Source organism: Klebsiella sp. 18074, assembly GCF_902705905.1.
GTDB classification, from domain to species: Bacteria; Pseudomonadota; Gammaproteobacteria; order Enterobacterales; family Enterobacteriaceae; genus Klebsiella; species Klebsiella terrigena.
On record NZ_CACSIS010000002.1, the window covers coordinates 103,379 to 124,166 of the forward strand.

At 57.5% G+C, this 20,788-nt stretch carries 22 protein-coding genes; 11 read left to right on the forward strand and 11 right to left on the reverse strand.

The genetic code is table 11. The features are described from left to right. Positions 1 to 149 precede the first annotated feature (149 nt). From pnp to mtr, 5 genes are all read left to right on the forward strand, one after another. Positions 150 to 2,285 carry a polyribonucleotide nucleotidyltransferase gene (gene pnp / locus GVK32_RS02100; protein WP_123708945.1) on the forward strand — a complete coding sequence of 712 codons (2,136 nt, stop codon included), beginning with the start codon at positions 150 to 152 and terminating at the stop codon, positions 2,283 to 2,285. Between the two features lie 108 nt (positions 2,286 to 2,393). Then, a complete protein-coding gene (gene nlpI / locus GVK32_RS02105; protein WP_045856624.1) occupies positions 2,394 to 3,278 on the forward strand; it encodes a lipoprotein NlpI in 885 nt (294 codons plus the stop codon). A 103-nt stretch (positions 3,279 to 3,381) separates the two neighbouring features. After that, on the forward strand, positions 3,382 to 3,462 hold the full coding sequence (yrbN, locus tag GVK32_RS02110; RefSeq protein ID WP_115191791.1) for a protein YrbN: 81 nt from the start codon (positions 3,382 to 3,384) through the stop codon (positions 3,460 to 3,462). Continuing rightward, positions 3,455 to 5,464, forward strand: coding sequence for a DEAD/DEAH family ATP-dependent RNA helicase (locus GVK32_RS02115; RefSeq protein WP_128877087.1), 2,010 nt, complete (start codon positions 3,455 to 3,457; stop codon positions 5,462 to 5,464). The genes yrbN and GVK32_RS02115 overlap by 8 nt, the downstream gene beginning before the upstream one ends. 141 nt (positions 5,465 to 5,605) lie before the next feature. After that, the gene (gene mtr, locus GVK32_RS02120) at positions 5,606 to 6,850 is read left to right on the forward strand and encodes a tryptophan permease (protein ID WP_159864657.1); all 1,245 of its coding nucleotides are present in this window, start codon (positions 5,606 to 5,608) and stop codon (positions 6,848 to 6,850) included. A gap of 51 nt (positions 6,851 to 6,901) precedes the next feature. Here mtr and GVK32_RS02125 read toward each other — a convergent pair whose 3' ends face one another. From GVK32_RS02125 to GVK32_RS02135, 3 genes are all read right to left on the reverse strand, one after another. After that, positions 6,902 to 7,909 (reverse strand): luciferase-like monooxygenase, encoded by a 1,008-nt coding sequence (locus GVK32_RS02125; RefSeq protein WP_159864660.1) that lies wholly within the window; start codon positions 7,907 to 7,909, stop codon positions 6,902 to 6,904. 143 nt (positions 7,910 to 8,052) lie between these two features. Beyond that, a complete protein-coding gene (locus GVK32_RS02130; RefSeq protein WP_159864663.1) occupies positions 8,053 to 8,931 on the reverse strand; it encodes a U32 family peptidase in 879 nt (292 codons plus the stop codon). An 8-nt stretch (positions 8,932 to 8,939) separates the two neighbouring features. Then, positions 8,940 to 9,935 carry a peptidase U32 family protein gene (locus GVK32_RS02135; protein WP_041147381.1) on the reverse strand — a complete coding sequence of 332 codons (996 nt, stop codon included), beginning with the start codon at positions 9,933 to 9,935 and terminating at the stop codon, positions 8,940 to 8,942. A 221-nt stretch (positions 9,936 to 10,156) separates the two neighbouring features. Between GVK32_RS02135 and GVK32_RS02140 the strand changes: the two genes are divergently transcribed. Both GVK32_RS02140 and GVK32_RS02145 read left to right on the forward strand, forming a co-directional pair. Then, positions 10,157 to 10,681, forward strand: a complete 525-nt coding sequence (locus tag GVK32_RS02140; RefSeq protein WP_159864666.1) for an SCP2 domain-containing protein — start codon at positions 10,157 to 10,159, stop codon at positions 10,679 to 10,681. Then, on the forward strand, positions 10,675 to 11,178 hold the full coding sequence (locus GVK32_RS02145) for a GNAT family N-acetyltransferase (RefSeq protein WP_045856636.1): 504 nt from the start codon (positions 10,675 to 10,677) through the stop codon (positions 11,176 to 11,178). Before GVK32_RS02140 ends, GVK32_RS02145 begins: the two co-directional genes overlap by 7 nt. Here GVK32_RS02145 and GVK32_RS02150 read toward each other — a convergent pair. Continuing rightward, positions 11,165 to 11,449, reverse strand: coding sequence for a GIY-YIG nuclease family protein (locus GVK32_RS02150; protein ID WP_159864669.1), 285 nt, complete (start codon positions 11,447 to 11,449; stop codon positions 11,165 to 11,167). The genes GVK32_RS02145 and GVK32_RS02150 overlap by 14 nt on opposite strands. Before the next feature lie 55 nt (positions 11,450 to 11,504). Between GVK32_RS02150 and GVK32_RS02155 the strand changes: the two genes are divergently transcribed. The 3 genes from GVK32_RS02155 to GVK32_RS02165 all read left to right on the forward strand — a co-directional run bounded on the left by GVK32_RS02155 (position 11,505) and on the right by GVK32_RS02165 (position 13,765). Beyond that, complete coding sequence (locus GVK32_RS02155; protein ID WP_159864672.1) at positions 11,505 to 11,942, forward strand: YhbP family protein; 438 nt, start codon at positions 11,505 to 11,507, stop codon at positions 11,940 to 11,942. Between the two features lie 91 nt (positions 11,943 to 12,033). Continuing rightward, positions 12,034 to 12,678: an NAD(P)H-binding protein gene (locus GVK32_RS02160; RefSeq protein WP_159864675.1), complete on the forward strand. Its 645-nt coding sequence runs from the start codon at positions 12,034 to 12,036 to the stop codon at positions 12,676 to 12,678. Positions 12,679 to 12,724: 46 nt separating this feature from the next. Next, positions 12,725 to 13,765, forward strand: coding sequence for a permease (locus GVK32_RS02165; RefSeq protein WP_159864678.1), 1,041 nt, complete (start codon positions 12,725 to 12,727; stop codon positions 13,763 to 13,765). 50 nt (positions 13,766 to 13,815) lie between these two features. On the opposite strand, the gene dolP is transcribed toward GVK32_RS02165, so the two are convergent. From dolP to GVK32_RS02185, 4 genes are read right to left on the reverse strand one after another with little or no spacing between them, the layout of a single operon-like run. Then, positions 13,816 to 14,391 carry a division/outer membrane stress-associated lipid-binding lipoprotein gene (gene dolP / locus GVK32_RS02170; protein WP_041147374.1) on the reverse strand — a complete coding sequence of 192 codons (576 nt, stop codon included), beginning with the start codon at positions 14,389 to 14,391 and terminating at the stop codon, positions 13,816 to 13,818. Between the two features lie 9 nt (positions 14,392 to 14,400). Continuing rightward, entirely contained in the window at positions 14,401 to 14,991 is a 591-nt protein-coding gene (diaA, locus tag GVK32_RS02175) for a DnaA initiator-associating protein DiaA (RefSeq protein WP_159864681.1), read from the reverse strand. Positions 14,992 to 15,014: 23 nt separating this feature from the next. Further along, on the reverse strand, positions 15,015 to 15,401 hold the full coding sequence (locus GVK32_RS02180) for a YraN family protein (protein ID WP_128877092.1): 387 nt from the start codon (positions 15,399 to 15,401) through the stop codon (positions 15,015 to 15,017). Beyond that, a complete protein-coding gene (locus GVK32_RS02185; RefSeq protein ID WP_159864684.1) occupies positions 15,359 to 17,494 on the reverse strand; it encodes a penicillin-binding protein activator in 2,136 nt (711 codons plus the stop codon). The genes GVK32_RS02180 and GVK32_RS02185 overlap by 43 nt, the downstream gene beginning before the upstream one ends. Positions 17,495 to 17,557: 63 nt before the next feature. Here GVK32_RS02185 and rsmI point away from each other — a divergent pair, with 63 nt between their 5' ends. Beyond that, positions 17,558 to 18,421 carry a 16S rRNA (cytidine(1402)-2'-O)-methyltransferase gene (rsmI, locus tag GVK32_RS02190; protein WP_159864687.1) on the forward strand — a complete coding sequence of 288 codons (864 nt, stop codon included), beginning with the start codon at positions 17,558 to 17,560 and terminating at the stop codon, positions 18,419 to 18,421. A 50-nt stretch (positions 18,422 to 18,471) separates the two neighbouring features. Here the strand turns inward: rsmI and GVK32_RS02195 are convergent, their stop codons facing one another. From GVK32_RS02195 to agaC, 3 genes are read right to left on the reverse strand one after another with little or no spacing between them, the layout of a single operon-like run. Then, positions 18,472 to 19,182, reverse strand: coding sequence for a galactosamine-6-phosphate isomerase (locus GVK32_RS02195; protein WP_159864690.1), 711 nt, complete (start codon positions 19,180 to 19,182; stop codon positions 18,472 to 18,474). Then, positions 19,183 to 19,974, reverse strand: coding sequence for a PTS galactosamine transporter subunit IID (agaD, locus tag GVK32_RS02200; protein WP_095099821.1), 792 nt, complete (start codon positions 19,972 to 19,974; stop codon positions 19,183 to 19,185). After that, complete coding sequence (gene agaC, locus GVK32_RS02205; RefSeq protein ID WP_159864693.1) at positions 19,964 to 20,767, reverse strand: PTS galactosamine transporter subunit IIC; 804 nt, start codon at positions 20,765 to 20,767, stop codon at positions 19,964 to 19,966. Before agaC ends, agaD begins: the two co-directional genes overlap by 11 nt. Between the last annotated feature and the right edge of the window lie 21 nt (positions 20,768 to 20,788).

The window sequence follows — 20,788 nt, forward strand, 5'->3', positions numbered from 1 at the left end:
GATCTTCGTGCAGAGGTTCGCGCGGCTAATGAGAGGCTTCATCCGCAGGGGCGGGTAAAGGTTGTCATTAGTCGCGAGGATGCAGAAGATCGGGTCATCTGACGCTATATCCTCGATATAGCGTCACTTTTTGATAAAAGGATAGAATTTTGCTAAATCCGATCGTTCGTAAATTCCAGTACGGCCAACACACTGTTACCCTGGAAACCGGCATGATGGCCCGCCAGGCCACTGCTGCTGTCATGGTAAGCATGGATGACACTGCGGTATTCGTTACCGTTGTTGGCCAGAAGAAAGCGAAGCCAGGCCAGGATTTCTTCCCGCTGACCGTAAACTATCAAGAACGTACCTACGCAGCAGGTAAAATTCCGGGTGGTTTCTTCCGTCGTGAAGGCCGTCCAAGCGAAGGCGAAACCCTGATTGCGCGTCTGATTGACCGCCCGGTTCGTCCGCTGTTCCCGGAAGGTTTTGTTAACGAAGTGCAGGTTATTGCTACCGTGGTTTCCGTTAACCCACAGGTTAACCCGGACATCGTTGCCATGATCGGTGCTTCCGCTGCGCTGTCCCTGTCCGGTATTCCGTTTAACGGTCCTATCGGCTCCGCGCGCGTTGGCTACATCAACGACCAGTACGTACTGAACCCGACTCAGGATGAGCTGAAAGAGAGTAAGCTGGACCTGGTTGTTGCCGGTACCGAAGCTGCGGTCCTGATGGTTGAATCTGAAGCAGAACTGCTGAGCGAAGACCAGATGCTGGGCGCGGTGGTGTTCGGCCACGAGCAGCAGCAGATTGTTATTCAGACCATCAATGATCTGGTGAAAGAAGCGGGTAAACCGCGCTGGGAATGGCAGCCGGAAGTCGTAGACGCCGCGCTGAACGCCCGCGTTGCCGCCCTGGCTGAAGCTCGCCTGAGCGATGCTTACCGCATCACTGACAAACAAGAGCGCTATGCTCAGATTGGCGTGATCAAAGCTGAAACTATCGCTACGCTGACCGCTGAAGATGAAACCCTGGACGCTAACGAGCTGGGTGAAATTCTGCACGCTATCGAGAAAAATGCCGTTCGTAGCCGCGTACTGGCAGGCGAGCCGCGCATCGATGGCCGTGAAAAAGATATGATTCGTGGTCTGGACGTTCGTACCGGCGTACTGCCGCGTACCCACGGTTCCGCACTGTTCACCCGTGGCGAAACTCAGGCGCTGGTTACCGCGACCCTGGGCACCGCGCGTGACGCACAGAACATCGATGAGCTGATGGGCGATCGTACCGACTCCTTCCTGTTCCACTACAACTTCCCTCCGTACTCCGTAGGCGAGACCGGAATGGTAGGCTCACCGAAGCGTCGTGAAATTGGTCACGGTCGTCTGGCTAAGCGCGGCGTGCTGGCCGTGATGCCGACCACTGAAGAGTTCCCATACACCGTTCGCGTGGTTTCTGAAATTACCGAATCTAATGGCTCTTCTTCCATGGCTTCCGTTTGCGGCGCCTCTCTGGCACTGATGGACGCCGGCGTGCCGATTAAAGCCTCCGTTGCGGGTATCGCGATGGGTCTGGTGAAAGAAGGCGACAACTATGTCGTTCTGTCCGATATTTTGGGCGACGAAGATCACCTGGGCGATATGGACTTCAAAGTTGCGGGTTCCCGCGACGGTATCTCTGCTCTGCAGATGGATATCAAAATTGAAGGTATCACCAAAGAGATCATGCAGGTTGCGCTGAACCAGGCTAAAGGTGCGCGTCTGCACATCCTGGGCGTAATGGAGCAGGCGATTAACGCGCCGCGCGGCGACATCTCCGAATTCGCACCGCGTATCCACACCATCAAGATCAGCCCGGACAAGATCAAAGACGTTATCGGTAAGGGCGGCTCCGTAATCCGTGCGTTGACTGAAGAGACCGGCACCACCATCGAAATCGAAGATGACGGTACCGTGAAAATCGCAGCGACCGACGGCGATAAAGCGCTGCACGCGATTCGTCGTATCGAAGAGATTACCGCTGAGATCGAAGTCGGCCGTATCTACAATGGTAAAGTGACCCGTATCGTTGACTTTGGCGCATTCGTAGCCATCGGCGGCGGTAAAGAAGGTCTGGTGCATATTTCTCAGATCGCCGACAAGCGCGTCGAGAAAGTCACCGATTACCTGCAGATGGGTCAGGAAGTGCCGGTTAAGGTTCTGGAAGTTGACCGTCAGGGCCGCGTCCGCCTAAGCATCAAAGAAGCAACTGAGCAGACTCAGCCTGTAAGCGCACCGGAAGCTCCGGTCGCAGAGCAGGGCGAGTAAGATTGCCGTTTGCCCTCCGCGTTTGCGGAGGGCGTATTACGGGCAGGACGCCTTGTTTGCAGCCGGGGAACTGGACGTTCATCCAATCGTTGTCTTCGGGAGTGGGAAATGAAGCCTTTTTTGCGCTGGTGTTTCGTGGCGACAGCTCTCACGCTGGCAGGATGCAGCAGCTCTGCCTGGCGTAAGGACGCAGTCCTCGCGGTGCCATTGCAACCGACTTTGCAGCAAGAAGTGATTCTGGCGCGCATGGAACAAATTCTTGCCAGTCGGGCTTTAACCGATGATGAACGCGCACAGCTTTTATATGAGCGCGGAGTGTTGTATGATAGTCTCGGTCTGAGGGCACTAGCGCGAAACGATTTTTCACAAGCGCTGGCAATCCGACCTGATATGCCCGAAGTATTCAACTACTTAGGCATATATTTAACGCAGGCAGGCAATTTTGATGCTGCCTATGAAGCGTTTGATTCTGTACTTGAGCTTGATCCAACTTATAACTACGCGCACTTAAATCGCGGCATCGCCCTGTATTACGGGGGTCGTGCTAAGTTAGCGCAAGATGATCTGCTGGCGTTTTATCAAGACGATCCCAATGATCCTTTCCGTAGCCTGTGGCTTTATCTCGCTGAGCGCAAACTCGACGAGAAGCAGGCGCTTGAAGCACTGAAACAGCGCTTCGACAAATCGGACAAAGAGCAATGGGGATGGAACATTGTCGAGTTCTACCTTAACGATATCAGCGAAAAAACGCTGATGGATCGTTTGAAGGCAGACGCAACGGATAACACCTCGCTCGCTGAGCATCTCAGTGAAACCAACTTCTATTTAGGTAAGTACTACCTAAGTCTGGGGGACAAGGACAGCGCTACGGCACTGTTCAAACTGGCGGTCGCAAACAACGTTCACAACTACGTTGAGCACCGATACGCATTGTTGGAATTATCGCTCTTGGGCCAGGAGCAAGATGACCTGGCAGAATCGGACCAGCAATAGCTGACGAACAAACATCAGCCCAAATTTTTATTGCCATCACCTTCGCGGGTGAGGGCGTTGTTGTTCGTTAATACACCTACTTTGAGCCGGTTCACACTTTTCAATGAAAATTACTGTAAATTTTCACGTTGAGTTATGTAGACTGGCCGCCATTAATTTTGAGGCACACGTACTACATGGCTGAATTCGAAACCACTTTTGCAGATCTGGGCCTGAAGGCTCCTATCCTTGAAGCCCTTAACGATCTGGGTTACGAAAAACCATCTCCGATCCAGGCTGAATGCATTCCGCATCTGCTGGGCGGCCGCGATGTTCTGGGTATGGCCCAGACGGGTAGCGGTAAAACAGCAGCGTTCTCTTTACCGCTGCTGAACAATCTTGATCCTGAGCTCAAAGCACCGCAAATCCTGGTGCTGGCGCCGACCCGCGAACTGGCGGTACAGGTTGCTGAAGCGATGACGGACTTCTCTAAACATATGCGCGGCGTAAACGTGGTAGCTCTTTACGGCGGCCAACGTTATGACGTGCAGCTGCGTGCTCTGCGCCAGGGACCACAAATTGTTGTCGGTACCCCGGGTCGTCTGCTTGACCACCTGAAGCGCGGTACTCTGGATCTCTCTAAGCTGAGCGGTCTGGTGCTGGATGAAGCTGACGAAATGCTGCGCATGGGCTTCATCGAAGACGTAGAAACGATTATGGCTCAGATCCCGGAAGGTCATCAGACCGCTCTGTTCTCTGCCACTATGCCGGAAGCGATCCGTCGTATTACCCGCCGCTTTATGAAAGAGCCGCAGGAAGTGCGCATCCAGTCCAGCGTTACTACTCGCCCGGACATCAGCCAGAGCTACTGGACTGCTTACGGCATGCGTAAAAACGAAGCGCTGGTGCGTTTCCTGGAAGCGGAAGATTTTGATGCGGCGATTATCTTCGTTCGTACCAAAAACGCGACCCTGGAAGTGGCCGAAGCGCTGGAGCGTAGCGGCTATAACAGCGCCGCGCTGAACGGCGACATGAACCAGTCCCTGCGTGAGCAGACTCTGGAGCGTCTGAAAGATGGTCGTCTGGACATCCTGATCGCGACCGACGTTGCGGCCCGTGGCCTTGACGTTGAACGTATCAGCCTGGTTGTTAACTACGACATCCCGATGGACTCCGAATCTTACGTTCACCGTATCGGCCGTACCGGTCGTGCAGGTCGTGCAGGCCGTGCGCTGCTGTTCGTTGAGAACCGCGAACGCCGTCTGCTGCGTAACATCGAACGCACCATGAAGCTGACCATTCCGGAAGTAGAGCTGCCGAACGCAGAACTGCTGGGCAAACGCCGTCTGGAAAAATTCGCCGCTAAAGTTCAGCAGCAGCTGGAAAGCAGCGATCTGGATCAGTACCGTGCGCTGCTGACGAACATCAAGCCGTCCGCTGAAGGCGAAGAGCTGGATATCGAAACTCTGGCCGCAGCACTGCTGAAAATGGCTCAGGGCGAACGTCCTCTGATCCTGCCGCCGGATGCGCCGATGCGTGCTAAACGCGAATTCCGCGATCGCGACGATCGTTTCGAACGTCGTAATGACCGTAACGATCGCAATGACCGTGGCCCGCGTGGCGACCGTCCTGAGCGTAGCGGTGAAGATCGTCCTAAACGCGAGCGTCGTGACGTTGGCGATATGGAACTGTATCGCATTGAAGTGGGCCGCGACGATGGTGTTGAAGTTCGTCACATTGTTGGCGCTATCGCTAACGAAGGCGACATCAGCAGCCGTTACATCGGTAACATCAAGCTGTTCGGTACCCACTCAACGATCGAGCTGCCGAAAGGCATGCCGGGCGAAGTGCTGCAGCACTTTACTCGTACCCGTATCCTGAACAAGCCGATGAACATGCAGCTGATGGGCGATGCCCAGCCGCGCCCTGAGCGTAGCGGTGGCGAGCGTCGTGGCGGCGGTGAACGTCGTGAAGGCGGCCGTGCTTTCGGTGGCGAACGTCGTGAAGGCGGTCGTGGTTTCGGCGGTGAACGTCGCGAAGGCGGTCGTGGTGATGGTCGTCGTTTCAGCGGCGAACGTCGTGAAGGCCAGGCACCTCGTCGTGAAGGTCATGCTCCGCGCCGTGATGATTCAGCGCCGCGTCGCGAAGATTCCGCCCCGCGTCGGGATGACTCTTCAAGCCGTCGTCGTTTCGGTGGCGATGCGTAATTAGCATCCGCTAGCGTAAAGAAAATGATACAGCCCCGATCTTAACGATTGGGGCTTTTTTTATTTCAATCGTACTCGTGTACTGGTACAGTGCTGCACGCTAACGATGAGCAAAGTATTATTGACTGGAGATTACGCTAAATGGCGACACTAACCACTACGGAATCGCGCCCGTCCTTAATTGGCGGCGTGGTGATTATCGGCGGAACCATTATTGGCGCGGGCATGTTCTCGCTGCCGGTGGTCATGTCCGGCGCGTGGTTCTTCTGGTCGCTGGCGGCTCTGGTTTTCACCTGGTTCTGCATGCTGCATTCCGGGCTGATGATTCTGGAAGCCAACCTGAATTACCGCATTGGCTCCAGTTTCGATACCATCACCAAAGATCTGCTCGGCAGAGGCTGGAACCTGATTAACGGCGTGTCGATTGCCTTCGTGCTCTATATCCTCACCTACGCCTACATCTCGGCCAGCGGCTCAATATTGCACCATACCTTTTCCGAGATGTCGCTCAACGTTCCGGCGCGGGCGGCAGGATTGGGCTTTGCCCTGCTGGTGGCGTTTGTCGTCTGGCTGAGCACCAGGGCGGTAAGCCGCATGACGGCGATTGTGCTGGGAGCGAAGGTCATTACGTTTTTCCTGACCTTCGGCAGCCTGCTGGGACACGTACAGCCGAAGACGTTGTTCAACGTTGCCGAGCAAAATGCATCCTATATGCCGTACCTGCTGATGACGCTGCCGTTTTGCCTGGCATCCTTCGGTTATCACGGCAACGTCCCCAGCCTGATGAAGTACTACGGTAAAGATCCGCGCACCATTACGCGCTGCCTGGTTTACGGCACGCTGCTGGCGCTGGGGCTGTACGTTATCTGGCTGCTGGTGACGATGGGTAATATCCCGCGCGCGGAGTTTGTTGGCATCGCGCAGAAGGGTGGTAACATTGATGTACTGGTGCAGGCGCTGAGCGGCGTGCTGAACAGCCGCAGCCTGGATCTGCTGCTGGTGGTGTTCTCAAACTTTGCGGTAGCCAGCTCGTTCCTCGGCGTAACGCTGGGGCTGTTTGACTATCTGGCGGACCTGTTCGGTTTCGATGACTCCGCGCTGGGGCGCTTTAAGACCGCGCTCCTGACCTTCGTACCGCCGGTTATCGGCGGCCTGCTGTGGCCGAACGGCTTCCTGTATGCCATCGGCTATGCGGGACTCGCGGCAACCATCTGGGCGGCAATCGTCCCGGCTCTGCTGGCTCGCGCATCGCGTAAGCGCTTCGGCAGCCCACAATTCCGCGTTTGGGGCGGAAAGCCGATGATTGCGCTGATTCTGCTATTCGGCGTCGGCAACGTTATCGTCCACTTCTTATCGAGCTTTAACGTTCTGCCGGTTTATCAATAACGACTACGCTTCCCGGCCGGCATTACGCGCGGCCGGGAAGCGGGGCGGACGTTAACCCAAAAGCTCCTCTTTCACCTGCATTGCCAGTTCAAACGAGTGCAGGCGCGCCTGATGATCGAAAATCTGGCCGTTAACCATCAGCTCGTCGGCCTGGGTTTCGCGCAATATCGACTCCAGACCGTGACGTACCTTCGCTTTATCCCCGACCAGAGACATGCTCAATGCCTGCTGTACGCCGTATTGCTCGGAGGCAGACCACAGCTGATGCATATTCTCCACCGGCGGCGGCAGCTGGCCGGTTTCACCCCGGCGTAGCTTAGCGAAAGCCTGCTGCATTGAGGTGAACAGGAACTCCGCATCGCGGTTACTGTCGGCGGCAACAATATTGATGCACACCATCGCATACGGTTTCTCCAGCCGCGCCGAAGGTTTGAAATGCGTGCGGTAGAGGTGCAGGGCCTGGAACAGCATGTCTGGCGCAAAGTGCGAAGCGAAGGCAAACGGCAGGCCGAACTGCGCCGCCAGCTGGGCGCTGTAGAGGCTGGATCCCAGCAGCCATACCGGGATCTGCTCACCGTAGCCGGGCACCGGGCGCACGTGCGGATTCGGGTCACGGGCATCGAACCAGTCAACCAGCTCCGCAACATCGCGCGGGAAGTTATCGACGTCACCGCTCATGTGGCGGCGCAGCGCGCGCATGGTGGGCTGGTCGCTGCCCGGCGCGCGGCCGAGCCCAAGGTCAATTCGTCCGGGATAGAGCGTATTCAGGGTGCCAAACTGTTCGGCAATCACCAGCGGCGCGTGGTTGGGCAGCATCACGCCGCCGGAACCGAGGTGCAGCGTGGTGGTGTTGGCGGCAAGATAGCCGATAAGCACCGAGGTTGCAGCGCTGGCAATACCGACCATATTATGGTGCTCCGCCAGCCAGTAGCGGTGATAGCCGAGTTTTTCAGCCAGCTGCGCCAGGTCTAACGAATGAGAGAAGGCTTCTTTCGCCGAAGAACCTTGCGGGATCGGTGCCAGATCGAGCACCGAGAACGGAATAGATTTGTCAGTCATAAAGGCTCACTTTGCTACAGCATAGTCATCAGATTGAAGGTCTTCTTCCAGCCTGGCGCATCCGGGGCGCGCCGGCCAGAAAAGCTGCGGCTTCAATAGTGCATTAAAAAGCGACGATAGCTATTAACAAAGTGAGCGGTTTATCAGCTCTGTAGCTCCAGCCCGGCCAGCCGTTTCCAGTAGCCATTGCACTCGCTGTTGGCGGTGAGCGGCAGCGGCGAGGCGCCGTTTTCGTTTGCCCGGAAGGCATCGAGCATGGCAAAGACCTTGTCATCCAGCGGCGACAGGCGAACCATATCGACCAGGCCGCGCATCGACGTCAGCTCGTTGCCGAGGTTATAGACGTATCCGCTCATGGTCTGAATGCCGTTGAGCACAAAGACCTGCTGGTTTTCCTGCGACAGCACGTCGCGACCGTTGGGGTATTTGATGCAGCAGGTTTCACACTCATCCTTCGGTTTGTCTTCAGAGCGGGCGGTAAAGCAGCGCGCGGAGTAGGCCAGCGGCAGGTGGCCATAGCTCAGCACTTCAACCTCGAACCGCTCACGGATCCCTAGCTCTTCACACTGCGTCAGCAAGTTCATCAGCCAGTCGCGGGAAAGTTCGACCGGCATGCACCAGCGCACCATTCCCTGCTTGAGCAGCAGGCGCAGGGTCACGGCGTTATAGCAGTTGAGCGCATGGCCGGCGACGAACGGCAGCTTACGCTCAGCGCACATATTGACGACCCCTAGATCGCTGGCCTCAATCAAAAACTCGCCGTTGTCGACGTAGCGTTTCAGCTCACCCAGTTCAGAGGAGGCCTGCACCAGGGCGAGGGTCGAGAGAACCACCTGCTTGCCGCTGCTCGCCAGCATTCTTGCCATATCGATCCAGTCGCTGACTTTGGTCGCGCGGCGCTTGCTGCACACCGCTTCGCCGAGATAAATCGTCTCGGCGCTACAGCCTGCCGCCTGCTGGTAAAAATCTTCCAGCGTCTCTTTTGGCCAGTAGTACAGCACCGGCCCTAATGAATATTTCATCACGTTTCTCACTGCCATTTACGGTGATAGGCGCCAAGGGTGGTTTGCGTCCCCTCGGACATTGCGCCGAGCGTCTCCATCCATGCGGATTGTGGGACAAAATCCTGCGGGGAGGCTTTACAGCGATCGATTGCCTGACGCCAGACTTTCGCCACCTGGGTGACGTAGGCCGGGCTACGCTGGCGGCCCTCAATTTTCACCGAGGCAATATTCGCCGCCATCAGCTCCGGCAGCAGCTCAAGGGTATTCAGGCTGGTGGGCTCTTCCAGCGCGTGATAGCGCTCGCCGTCGACCAGGTAGCGGCCTTTGCACAGGGTGGGGTAGCCGGCGTTCTCGCCGTCCTGATAGCGGTCAATCAGGACTTCATTAAGGCGCGACTCCAGGCCCTGCGGAGTCTGCTGCCAGCGAACGAAGCGCGCGGGCGAACAGGCGCCGACGGTATTCGGCGACTCGCCGGTCAGGTACGAGGAGAGATAGCAGCGGCCTTCCGCCATAATACACAGGCTGCCGAAAGCGAAGACCTCCAGCGGAACCGGGGTGGCGCGCGCCAGCTGCTTGACCTGGTGGATGGAGAGCACGCGCGGCAGCACTACGCGGGCGACGTCGAAATTGCGGTGGTAGAAGCGCACCGCTTCTTCGTTGGTCGCCGACGCCTGAACCGACACGTGACGTTCAATATGCGGATAGCGCTCGGCGGCATATTCCAGCATGGCGATATCGGCGAGGATCAGGGCATCGGCCCCCAGCTGGGCGGCCATATCCACCGCGCGCTGCCAGCGGGCGTAGCCGTCCGGGTGGGCGAAGGTGTTGATCGCAATATGCAGCTTGCGGCGATGCTGATGGACGAAGCTGACGGCTTCCTGCAGCTTCTTTTCGGTGAAATTAAGACCGGCAAAGTGGCGGGCGTTGGTGTCATCTTTCAGCCCGATATACACGGCATCGGCACCGTTTTCGATGGCCGCCTTAAGCGCCGGGAGGTTACCGGCTGGGCAGAGCAGCTCCATAATTTTTCCTGAAAAACGCGGCCTGTCGGCGACGCTGAATGGTTAACGAGCAGGGATTTTAGTTAACCTTCTGGTGACAATTTTTGATTTGAGGCAGTTAAAAGCGTATTGGTGGCGCCAATAATAGGTACCCGTCATGGTGATTTTGTTGATTTACGCCGCTATGTTGTTTATTTGATATGGCACAATAGCGGAACTGTCGCTTTCATGGAGTAAAGCTTGTGTTGGATAAATTGCGTTCCCGGCTGGTCCACTTTGGCCCGTCTTTGATGAGCGTGCCGGTTAAGCTGGCGCCTTTTGCCCTCAAGCGCCAGGTGCTGGAGCAGGTGCTCAGCTGGCAGTTTCGTCAGGCGCTGGCGGATGGAGAACTGGATTTTCTCGAAGGCCGCTGGTTAAGTATTAATGTGCGCGATATTGGCCTGCTGTGGTATACCTCAGTGAGCGAGGGTCGGCTGGTGGTTAGCCCGACGGCAGAAGCGGACGTTAGCTTTAGCGCTGATGCCAGCGATCTGCTGATGATCGCGGCACGTAAGCAGGATCCGGACACGCTGTTCTTCCAGCGTCGGCTGGTTATCGAAGGCGATACCGAGCTGGGGCTGTACGTAAAAAACCTGATGGATGCCATTGAGCTGGAGCAGATGCCGAAAACGCTGCGCGTAATGCTGCTGCAAGTGGCGGATTTTGTTGAAGCTGGCCTAAGCAGCCCGCGGAAACCTGAACAGACATCGGTAGGTGAGGCATGCTGATTCGAGTTGAAATTGGAATTGATGCACCGGGAATCGACGCGTTGCTGCGCCGAACCTTCGGCGGCGATGCCGAAGCGCAGCTGGTGCACGATTTACGGGAAGATGGCCTGATCACACTAGGCGTGGTGGCAACGGACGATGAAGGTCAGGTTGTTGGCTATGTTGCCTTCAGCCCGGTCTCCGTTGAAGGCGAAGAGCTGCAGTGGGTTGGCATGGCGCCGCTGGCGGTAGATGAAAGCTACCGCGGTCAGGGGATTGGCCGCCAGCTGGTCTATGAAGGGCTGGATTCGCTGAATGAATTTAGCTACGCCGCGGTCGTTACCCTCGGCGAGCCGGCGCTGTACGGCCGCCTGGGCTTTGAACCGGCCGCGCGTTTCGATCTGCGCTGCCGCTGGCCGGACACCTCTGAGGCGTTTCAGGTACGCCCTCTGGCCGATGACGCGCTGCAAGGGGTCCACGGACTGGTCGAGTACAGCGACCACTTCAATCGCTTCTAAGGCTCTCCAGCAGGGCTTCAAACGTACCATCTCCGGTAACGAGGCGCTCCTTCTGGCGCTTCGTTAGCTGCTTGATGCGATACTCCAGTCTCAGAGCTAGTGAGTGTTCACCAACTTCCTGACTAAAGGCCAGCTGCAGCGCGCCTTTCCCGCGTAAAGCTTTCGCTCCTTTGCCATCCTGATGCTGACAAAAGCGGCGAGAGACGTCGGTGGTAATCCCGGTATAGAGGCGATTATCGGCGGTACGAATCAGATAGAGAAACCAGCGCACGGTCCAAAGGTCGGTATGTTAAGGTGTGTGCACCATAGCATACTGGAGAAAAAAGATGGATACGCTTGCCGCGATCGGCCGCTGGCTGGGCAAACAGCACGTCGTCACCTGGTGCGTCGCCAGCGAGGGTGAGCTCTGGTGTGCCAACGCTTTCTATATTTATGATCCTGAAAACGTGGCATTTTATCTCCTTAGCGACGAGAAAACTCGCCACGGTCAAATGACCGGCGAGCGCGCGAAGACTGCCGGCACGGTAAACGGTCAGCCGAAAACCGTGGTGCTGATCCGCGGGGTTCAGTTTAAAGGTGAGATTCGCCGGCTCCACGGAGACGAGGAGGCAGAGATGCGCCAACGCTACGTGAGGCGCTTCCCGGTTGCCCGCGCGCTACCGGCAGCGGTGTGGGAAATCCGCCCCGACGAGCTCAAGTTTACCGACAATACCCTCGGCTTCGGCAAGAAGCTGCACTGGCAGCGCGAGGCTGCGAGAGAGTAATTCCCCCGGCAGACGTGCAAATCCTCCCTTTTCTTGCATACTTTTTCTCAATCTATCCGCCGCCCGTCGCGGCGGAACCTCAGGAGACATCATGAACCAGGTGCTGATAACAGGCGCGACCGGTTTAGTTGGTGGGCACTTACTTCGAATGTTAGTACGTGAGCCGAGCATTTCGGCGATAGCCGCGCCCACTCGCCGCCCGCTGGCGGATACGCAAGGCGTATTCAATCCCCATGACCCTCAGCTGAGCGACGCGCTGGCGCAGGTCGTTGATCCGATAGACACCGTCTTTTGCTGCCTGGGCACCACGCGACGCGAGGCAGGGAGCAAAGCGGCCTTTATTCATGCTGACTATACGTTGGTGGTGGATACGGCGCTGACCGGACTACGGCTGGGGGCGAAACATATGCTGGTCATCAGCGCCATGGGAGCCGACCCGCATTCGCTGTTTTTCTACAACCGCGTCAAAGGGGAAATGGAGCAGGCGCTGCGCGCTCAGGCGTGGCGCAATCTGACGATCCTTCGCCCCTCTATGCTGCTGGGCGAGCGGGACAACAAGCGCGCCAATGAATCGCTGTTGGCGCCGCTGTTCCGCCTGCTGCCGGGGAACTGGAAGTCTATCGACGCCCGCGACGTCGCACAGGCGATGCTCAGCGAAGCGCTCGCGCCCGCTCAGGAAGGCGTCACCGTTCTGCCATCGGCAAAACTGCGTGAAATCGCCGCCAGCGAGGCGTAGTATTCAGCGCTTCGCTGTATAACCATATTTCTTGCTGGGGAATGCTATGACTGGTCAGTCTTCATCTCAGGCGGCATCATCTTTTCAATGGTGGAAGCCCGCGCTCTTTTTTCTCGTCGTTATCATTGGCCTGTGGTTCGTTAAATGGCAGCCCTATTACGGTAAGGCCTTCACCGCCGCAGAAACGCACAGCATTGGAAAATCTATTCTCGCCCAGGCCGATAGCAACCCGCTAAAAGCCGCGTGGGATTACGCGCTGGTCTACTTCCTGGCGGTCTGGAAAGCGGCGGTGCTGGGTGTGCTGCTGGGTTCGCTGATTCAGGTGCTGATCCCGCGCAACTGGCTGCTGCGCACGCTCGGGCAATCGCGTTTTCGCGGTACGCTGCTGGGGGCGATTTTCGCTCTGCCCGGCATGATGTGTACCTGCTGCGCCGCGCCGGTGGCGGCGGGCATGCGTAAACAGCAGGTGTCGATGGGCGGCGCGCTGGCGTTCTGGATGGGTAACCCGCTGCTGAATCCGGCGACGCTGGTGTTCATGGGATTTGTGCTGGGCTGGCAGTTTGCCTTGATTCGCCTGGTGGCCGGTCTCGCGACCGTGCTGGTGGTGGCGACGCTGGTACAAAAATGGGTGAAAGAGGCCGCGACTCAGCCGGCGGCGGTGCCCGACATTTCCCCGCAAATTGCCGAGGGCGGTTTCTTCAGCCGCTGGCTGCGGGCGCTGTGGACGCTGTTCTGGAACACGATCCCGGTCTATATTCTGGCGGTGCTGGCGCTGGGCGCCGCGCGCGTCTGGCTGTTCCCGCACGCCGACGGCGTGGTCGGTAACACCCTGTTCTGGGTCCTGGCGATGGCGATAGCCGGCTGCCTGTTCGTTATCCCGACGGCGGCGGAGATCCCTATCGTTCAGACCATGATGCTGGCGGGAATGGGCGTTGCGCCGGCGCTGGCGCTGCTGATCACTCTGCCTGCGGTCAGCGTACCGTCGCTGATTATGCTGCATAAGGCGTTTCCGGCGAAGGCCCTTTGGCTGACCGGTGGGCTGGTGGCGCTGTGCGGCGCGATTGTTGGCGGGCTGGCGTTACTGTGATGATTTTTCCGGGCGACAACGCTGAGAGTTTGTCGCCCGGGATGCGGTGCTTACTTGAGGTAGGTAAACGCGGTTGTGACGCGAGAAACGCCGCTGACCCGGCTGGCGATATCCGCCGCCGCGCGACCTTCGCGGTCGGTTACCAGCCCCATCAGGAACACCTCCCCGTTCTCGGTGGTCACCTTCACGTTCGATGATTTAACCTGGTCAGTGCCCAGCAGCTGGGAGCGAACCTTGGTGGTAATCCAGGTATCCGAAGAGGCGGTGCCGAGGCCGATCGGCTGACCCTGGCGCACTTCGTTAAAGACTTCCGTGGTTCCTTCGACGCCCATTGCAATTTGCTTCGCGCGCGCGGAGAGATCGGCCACCGGAGATTGACCGGTCAGCAGGACTTTGCCCTGGTAGGCGGTGACGTTAATGCGGGCCTGCTTCTTAATTTGTTCATCTTTCGACAACGCGCTGTTGACGCGTAGCTCAAGCGTACTGTCATCGACCTGTGTGCCGACCGTACGCGGGTCCGTTGCGGCCTTGGTGCCGACTGCTGCCGTTCCAACGACTGCTGCGGCAACGCATCCCTGAAGCAGTAGCGCAGAAAGAAGGATGGCGAGGGGCGAGAGAGCCTTCATGTGTTCTCCTTATTCGTCCTGGTGTGGAAAAAGCGTGTTATCAATCAAATCGCACAGACAGTTGACGGTAAGCATATGCATTTCCTGAATACGCGCGCTGCGATGCGAGGGAATGCGAATTTCGACGTCCTGCTGACCCAGCAGGCCAGCCAGCTCGCCGCCGTCATAGCCGGTTAACGCAACGATGGTCATATCGCGAGTGACGGCCGCTTCGACGGCTTTCACGATATCCCGACTATTGCCGCGGGTGGAGATCGCCAGCAGTACATCACCAGCGTGCCCAAGCGCGCGCACCTGCTTGGCGTAAACCTCGTCATGCAGGCGATCGTTGGCTATTGCCGTTAAGACCACATTATCGGTATTTAGTGCAATGGCAGGTAAACCAGGGCGCTCCGTTTCGAAACGATTGATCATGCTGGCAGCAAAATGCTGTGCGTTGGCGGCAGAGGTGCCATTGCCACAACAGAGGATTTTGTTGCCGTCGAGGAGTGACTGCACGAGGGTCATCGCCGCACGGGAGATGGCGTCCGGGAGTGCTTCCGCTGCTGCAATTTGGGTTTGAATGCTTTCAGTGAAGCAGGCTTTAATTCTATCGAGCACGGGATCCCTTAAATTCATTTACGCTATTCGCCAAAGGCGTTTTTCAGCCATTGGATGTCGTTTCCGGTGAAGGCTACCACATCGAAACGGCAATCCACAGTATCAAAGCTCCCATTATGTCGGGAGAGCCACAGACGCGCGGCATGGAGGAGTCGTTGTTGCTTTTTCAGCGTGACGCTGGAGGCGGCATCGCCGTAGCCTGCGCTACGACGATAGCGCACTTCGACAAAGACGGTAACCGCCCCGTCGCGCATTATCAGGTCAATCTCGCCGCCCCGCTCGCGGGCGTTGGCGGCGATAAAACGCAGTCCCTGGCTTTCCAGCCAACGGCGGGCCTGGGCTTCCCAGGCGTCGCCGGTTCGTTTGGCTAGTTGGCTGAGACGATCTGTCCGCGCTGGTACTTGAGCCATGACAGTTTCCTGTTGATCACGCAGTCCTGCGTGGCCGTCAAATCGCCGGTGTTACCGTTCAGCTCAAAGCCCGGCACCTGACGTATTTGCGAGAAATGGTTGGCCAGTGACCAGGCGTCGGCACCCATCGCGTACAGGCGCGCCAGCGAGTAGTCGTTACGCACGGCGGACAGCGCCTGCTGCATCAGCGCCGGGTTGCTGCCGGCCAGCATTGGGATTTCGCTGTACTGCAGGCCGTCCATTTCCAGGCGGAAGTCCGGGCCAGCGGTGCCCTGAGCGCTGCGAGAGCTGGCGTACAGCGTGACGTTGCTTTGGCTGCCGTTGCGTAGGGCAATCATCGGTTTGATGTAGCCAATTTGTTCCGGCGTCGCGAGGATCCAGGCGGCATCGACGCTGCCGCCGCTGCTGACCGGCACGTCGCTCGGGCTACCCAGCGCGCTATCCTGAGCGGAAGGCAAGGTGGACACCGGGCTACCGGTCAACGAGATACCGCCGTTGACGCTGGACTTAAGCTCGGAGGTTGAGCCAATACGCTGCTGTAAAACCGTGCCGCCGCCGATCTTAAGCCACTCGTTGGCAAAGGCGCTGACCACGCGATCGCCCAGCGATCCGCGCGGAACCAGCAGCAGCGGAGTTTGCTTGCCCTGATCGTGAATATGGTGTGCCGCATCGCGCGCTTCGTCCTCCGGGGAGAGGGCGAAATAGCAGATGTTAGCGCGGTTCTCGATTTTTTCCGGCTGGTTCAGGGCAAGAACGTTCAGGGAGGTGTTGCTTTTAATGACCTCTTCGACGTTGTTTTTAAGCAACGGCCCGACGACGATGGTCGCGCCGTCCTGCTGCACCTGGGCCAGCAGCTGGCTCATCGGCTGGCTGGTCGTGTCATAGATTTTCAGTTCGGCAGCAGGGTTGCCCGGAGTTGAGGCAACCGTCTGGGCCTGCGGTGCCGTCACCGGCGGCTGAGCGGCGTCGGCAGGCGCATCGCTGGTGGCGGCTGGCGTTACCGCTGGCGTCGAGCTCTGTGCGGCCGCCGGAGCGACGGTTGGCGCAGTGACCGGCTCTGTTGCCGGCGGCGTCGCCTGGTCCGCTGCCGGCGTCTGTACCGGCGCCTGAGCGGCGTTTGCCGCGGTGAGATCGCTGATTTCCGCCTGCGACGGGCTGACTACCTCGCTTCCGGCGGCGTTTGCCGCCTGCGCGACCTGCGCAGGCACTGCGCTTCCGGCAATCGCCGGGGCGCCGTTTTTCGCCGCCTCAAATCCCTGCTGTATCGTGCGGCCAAATACCGCCGCCTGGCCGTTTAACGGCAGCAGCAGGGCGATTTTATTGGTTGATGCCGGCTTATAATTTTGCATGTTCACCAGCGCCGTCGGCAGCATCTTCGCGCCCGGGTTCTGCGGATAGCGGGTCTGCCAGTCTTTCACTCCGGCTTTGAGCAGGGTCGGATCGTTACGATTATCAAACCACATACGCTGCAGATCCAGCCAGCCCTGCAGGACGTTCTCGTCGGCATTGATAACCAGCGCGTTGGCCTGATCCTGGGTCATCGAGGTCAGCGCTTTCCAGGTCTCGTCGATATTCTTCTGCTGCTGTTTCGGCTGGCTTAGCAGCGGCTGCTGGGCGATAAGGGCGCGCAGCAGGGTAATTGACGGGCGTCCCTGGCTGGCATCGATTTGCGCCTGCCAGTAGCGAGGCTGTTGGTTGGTCTCAAAGCTTGCCGGATCGAGCTTGCTGAGCAGCGCCTGAGCGCCCGGGAAATCGTTCTGGGCCAGCTTAACTTCTACCGCCAGCAGCGACTGCTCGCGGGCCTGCGTTTTGTCGAGGTTAGCCGGCAACTGGTTGAACAGATCGATGGCCTGCTGCTTTTTGCCCTCTTGCAGCAGTGCACGAATGGCGAGTAATTGCCAGTTGGTCTTGCTATCATTCGCGCTTTGCTGCATTTGCTGTAGGTAGTAACTGGAGTTTGCCTGTGCCGTACCCTGTAAAAACGCCGTGCTTTGATCCGGGGTATGGGTGCCGCAGCCAGCGAAGATCAGAGCAGCCAGCAGTACGGGCAGACAACGCGCGGGTTTAGAACGAAGAAATGTTGACGGTACCATATGTATCCAGTGATATTTTTTTGGCTCAATGCTCAATATTAATTCGGCAATACGGACGAGACAATGAAACAACACGAATCAGCAGATAATTCTCAGGGGCAGCTCTATATCGTGCCCACGCCGATAGGTAATCTGTCTGATATCACGCAGCGTGCGCTGGAGGTGTTGCAAACCGTTGATTTGATTGCTGCAGAAGATACCCGCCATACCGGTTTACTGCTCCAGCATTTTGGGATTAACGCCCGGTTATTTGCCCTTCACGACCATAACGAGCAGCAAAAAGCTGAAACACTTCTGGCAAAGCTGAAGGATGGGCAAAACATCGCCCTGGTATCTGATGCGGGGACCCCGCTGATCAACGATCCCGGCTATCACCTGGTGCGCACCTGCCGCGAGGCCAATATCCGCGTCGTGCCGCTGCCGGGGCCGTGCGCAGCGATTGCCGCTCTGAGCGCGGCAGGCCTGCCGTCGGACCGCTTTTGCTATGAAGGCTTTCTGCCGGCAAAATCGAAGGGACGCCGCGATACGCTGAAGGCGCTGGAAGAAGAGTCGCGGACGATTATTTTTTATGAGTCCACTCACCGCCTGCTGGAAAGCCTGGAAGATATCTGCACGGTGCTGGGAGAGTCCCGCTACGTGGTGCTGGCGCGCGAGCTGACTAAAACCTGGGAATCGATCCACGGCGCACCAATCGGCGAGCTGGTGGCGTGGGTGAAGGAAGATGAGAACCGCCGTAAAGGCGAAATGGTGCTGATCGTCGAAGGGTTCAAAGCTCAGGAAGAGGCCCTGCCTGCGGATGCGCTGCGGACGCTGGCCCTGCTGCAGGCGGAGCTGCCGCTGAAAAAAGCCGCCGCGCTGGCCGCTGAAATTCACGGCGTGAAGAAAAACGCGCTGTATAAGCACGCGCTGGAGCAGCAGGGCGAGTAGTTTGCTCTGTACTCAATAAGCCGGGCAGGCGTAGCGCCGCCCGGCAGCTCTTACATTGCGCAGTACAAACAGGTTGCCTGCGGGTGTAGCCACAGGAACGATGCCGGAACGCGTGTTGTTACCTTCCCTTCTCTGAACGCGGCGAATGCCTGCTGTTTTCCCTCACCGGCTACCAGCAGTAATACCGCTTTTGCCGCCAGAATATCCCTAAGACCCAAGGTGATCCCCTGCTCGACGGGAGCCGATACCTGTTTCAGCATATCGTGCAGGCGGGTGCGCTCGTCGAGACAGGTAATATGGCAGGCGGGTTCCAGGAAGTCGTCCGGTTCGTTAAGCCCTAAATGGCCGTTCTTACCTATCCCCAACAGACAAAGGTCTAAACCGCCACACTGCGCAATCTGTTCAACAACCCGCTGGCATTCCTCTTCGTCAGCCTTATCGGAAGCAAACGAAATATAGCGATCGGGCGTGACGGCGAGCGGCAGAATAATCTGCTGTTGCAAAAACGCTTCGCAGGTTGCCGGGCTATCGGCCGATAGCCCAACCCATTCGTCGAGCTTCACGAAGATGACCTGACTGGTATCCGTTTTTTGTGCCTGCGCCTTTTCAACAAACATTTGATAGGCCAGCAGCGGCGTAGCGCCCGTCGCCAGACAAATTACCGCGTCGGGCTTACGCTGAATGAGCGCCAGCAATCGCTCGCTGACCTCCTCGCTCAGCGCACGGTAATCGCTCAGTTCCTGAAAAGTTATCCTACTCATTTACAAAATCCCCAGTGCGGAACCCAGAATCGCCAGCACGAAGGTGACGGCAATCAGCAATACCGGATGCGCCTTTTTCACCCGCAGCAGGTAATACATCAGCAGGGTGTAGCCCATCGGTAAGATGTTTGGGAACACCTTGTCGAAAAAGTCCTGCTGCAGCGCAACGTTATGCGTGGCGTCGATGGCAAAGGTGGTGACGACGTTAATATGCACGTAGGACGCAATCAGGCCGCCAATTACCGTGATCCCAAGTATCGTCGCCGAGCGGGCGATCATCTGCGAGTTTTCCCGCACTTTATCTATCGCTTTTATCCCCACAGAATAGCCGACATGCGTCCAGCCCACGCGCAGGAAGAAGATGGCAAGATAGACCGCGAAGAACAAAATAGGCCCCAGCAGGTTGCCCTGGCTAGCGAAAGAGGAGCAGATCCCGGCCATAATCGGTAACAGGGTGAACCAGAATATTGCGTCGCCGATGCCGGCGATAGGACCAAAAAGCGCGACCTTTAGCCCTTTTATCGTGCTGCGGTCTTCACCTTTCTCTTCCATTGAAATCAGCAGACCCATCAGGAAGCCGACCAGGTTAGGGTGCGTGTTAATGAACTCCAGATGATCCTTCATGGCGGCGCTGAGGCCTTCTTTGTCGCCTTTGTAGATCTTCTTCAGGATCGGCAGCATTGCCCACGTAAACCCACCGGCCTGCATACGCTCATAGTTGAAGCTGGCCTGAAGCAGAGAGGAACGAAACCCCAGGCGAGTAATGTCTTTTTTACTAATTTCAGATCCCATTGCTGTAATCCTCTGCATCGTTTTTCTGGGTTGCCGCCTGCGCCTGCGCGGCATTTTTAGCTTTGGCATTAAAGAATTCATAGACCGCAAACCCGGCACCTAATACCGCAACCGGCAGCAGGTTACTGACCTGGATATAGCATACGAACAGGAAGCCGGCGATGAGGTAAGGGATGTACTGGGCCTTGAACATGACTCGCAGCAGGAGGCCAAAACCGACCGCGGGCAGTATGCCGCCAGCGACTTCAAAACCGTGCGTCAGCCAGGCCGGCATGGCTTTTACCAGCGCCTGCATTGCGCCCTGCGCAAGATAGGTACAGAGAAAGGTGATGGCCGCATAGGAACAGGCGACAATGAGCGTTGTAGTCCAGTTAAGACGAGAAAACGCTGCGGTATTAGCCTCTTTTGCGCACTTATCGGCCTTTGACATAAAGAGTGAAAATGCCGAGTAGAAAAACAGAATGACGTACTGCATCAGCAGGCTAAACGGCAGTCCTAAACCAATTGCGGTTTTCGCGTCCACCCCGGTTGTCCAGGCGATGACGGTCGTCATTACGCCTGCCATAATGGGGTTCGGCGGCTGCACGCCTCCGGCAGGCGTCAGGCCTGCAAAAGCCAGCTCGGTGAGACCGCCGGTGATCAAACCGATATGGATATCGCCAAGAATCGCACCGGTAAGAGTACAGACGATAATCGGACGAAAAAGGAATAGCGCTTCCAGCCAAAAATCTATCCCAAGAACAAAAACTAACGCGGCCAGGGACATTCCCTGAAGGAGTGTAATTTCGTGCATTTTGTTGCCTCGTAATGGTGA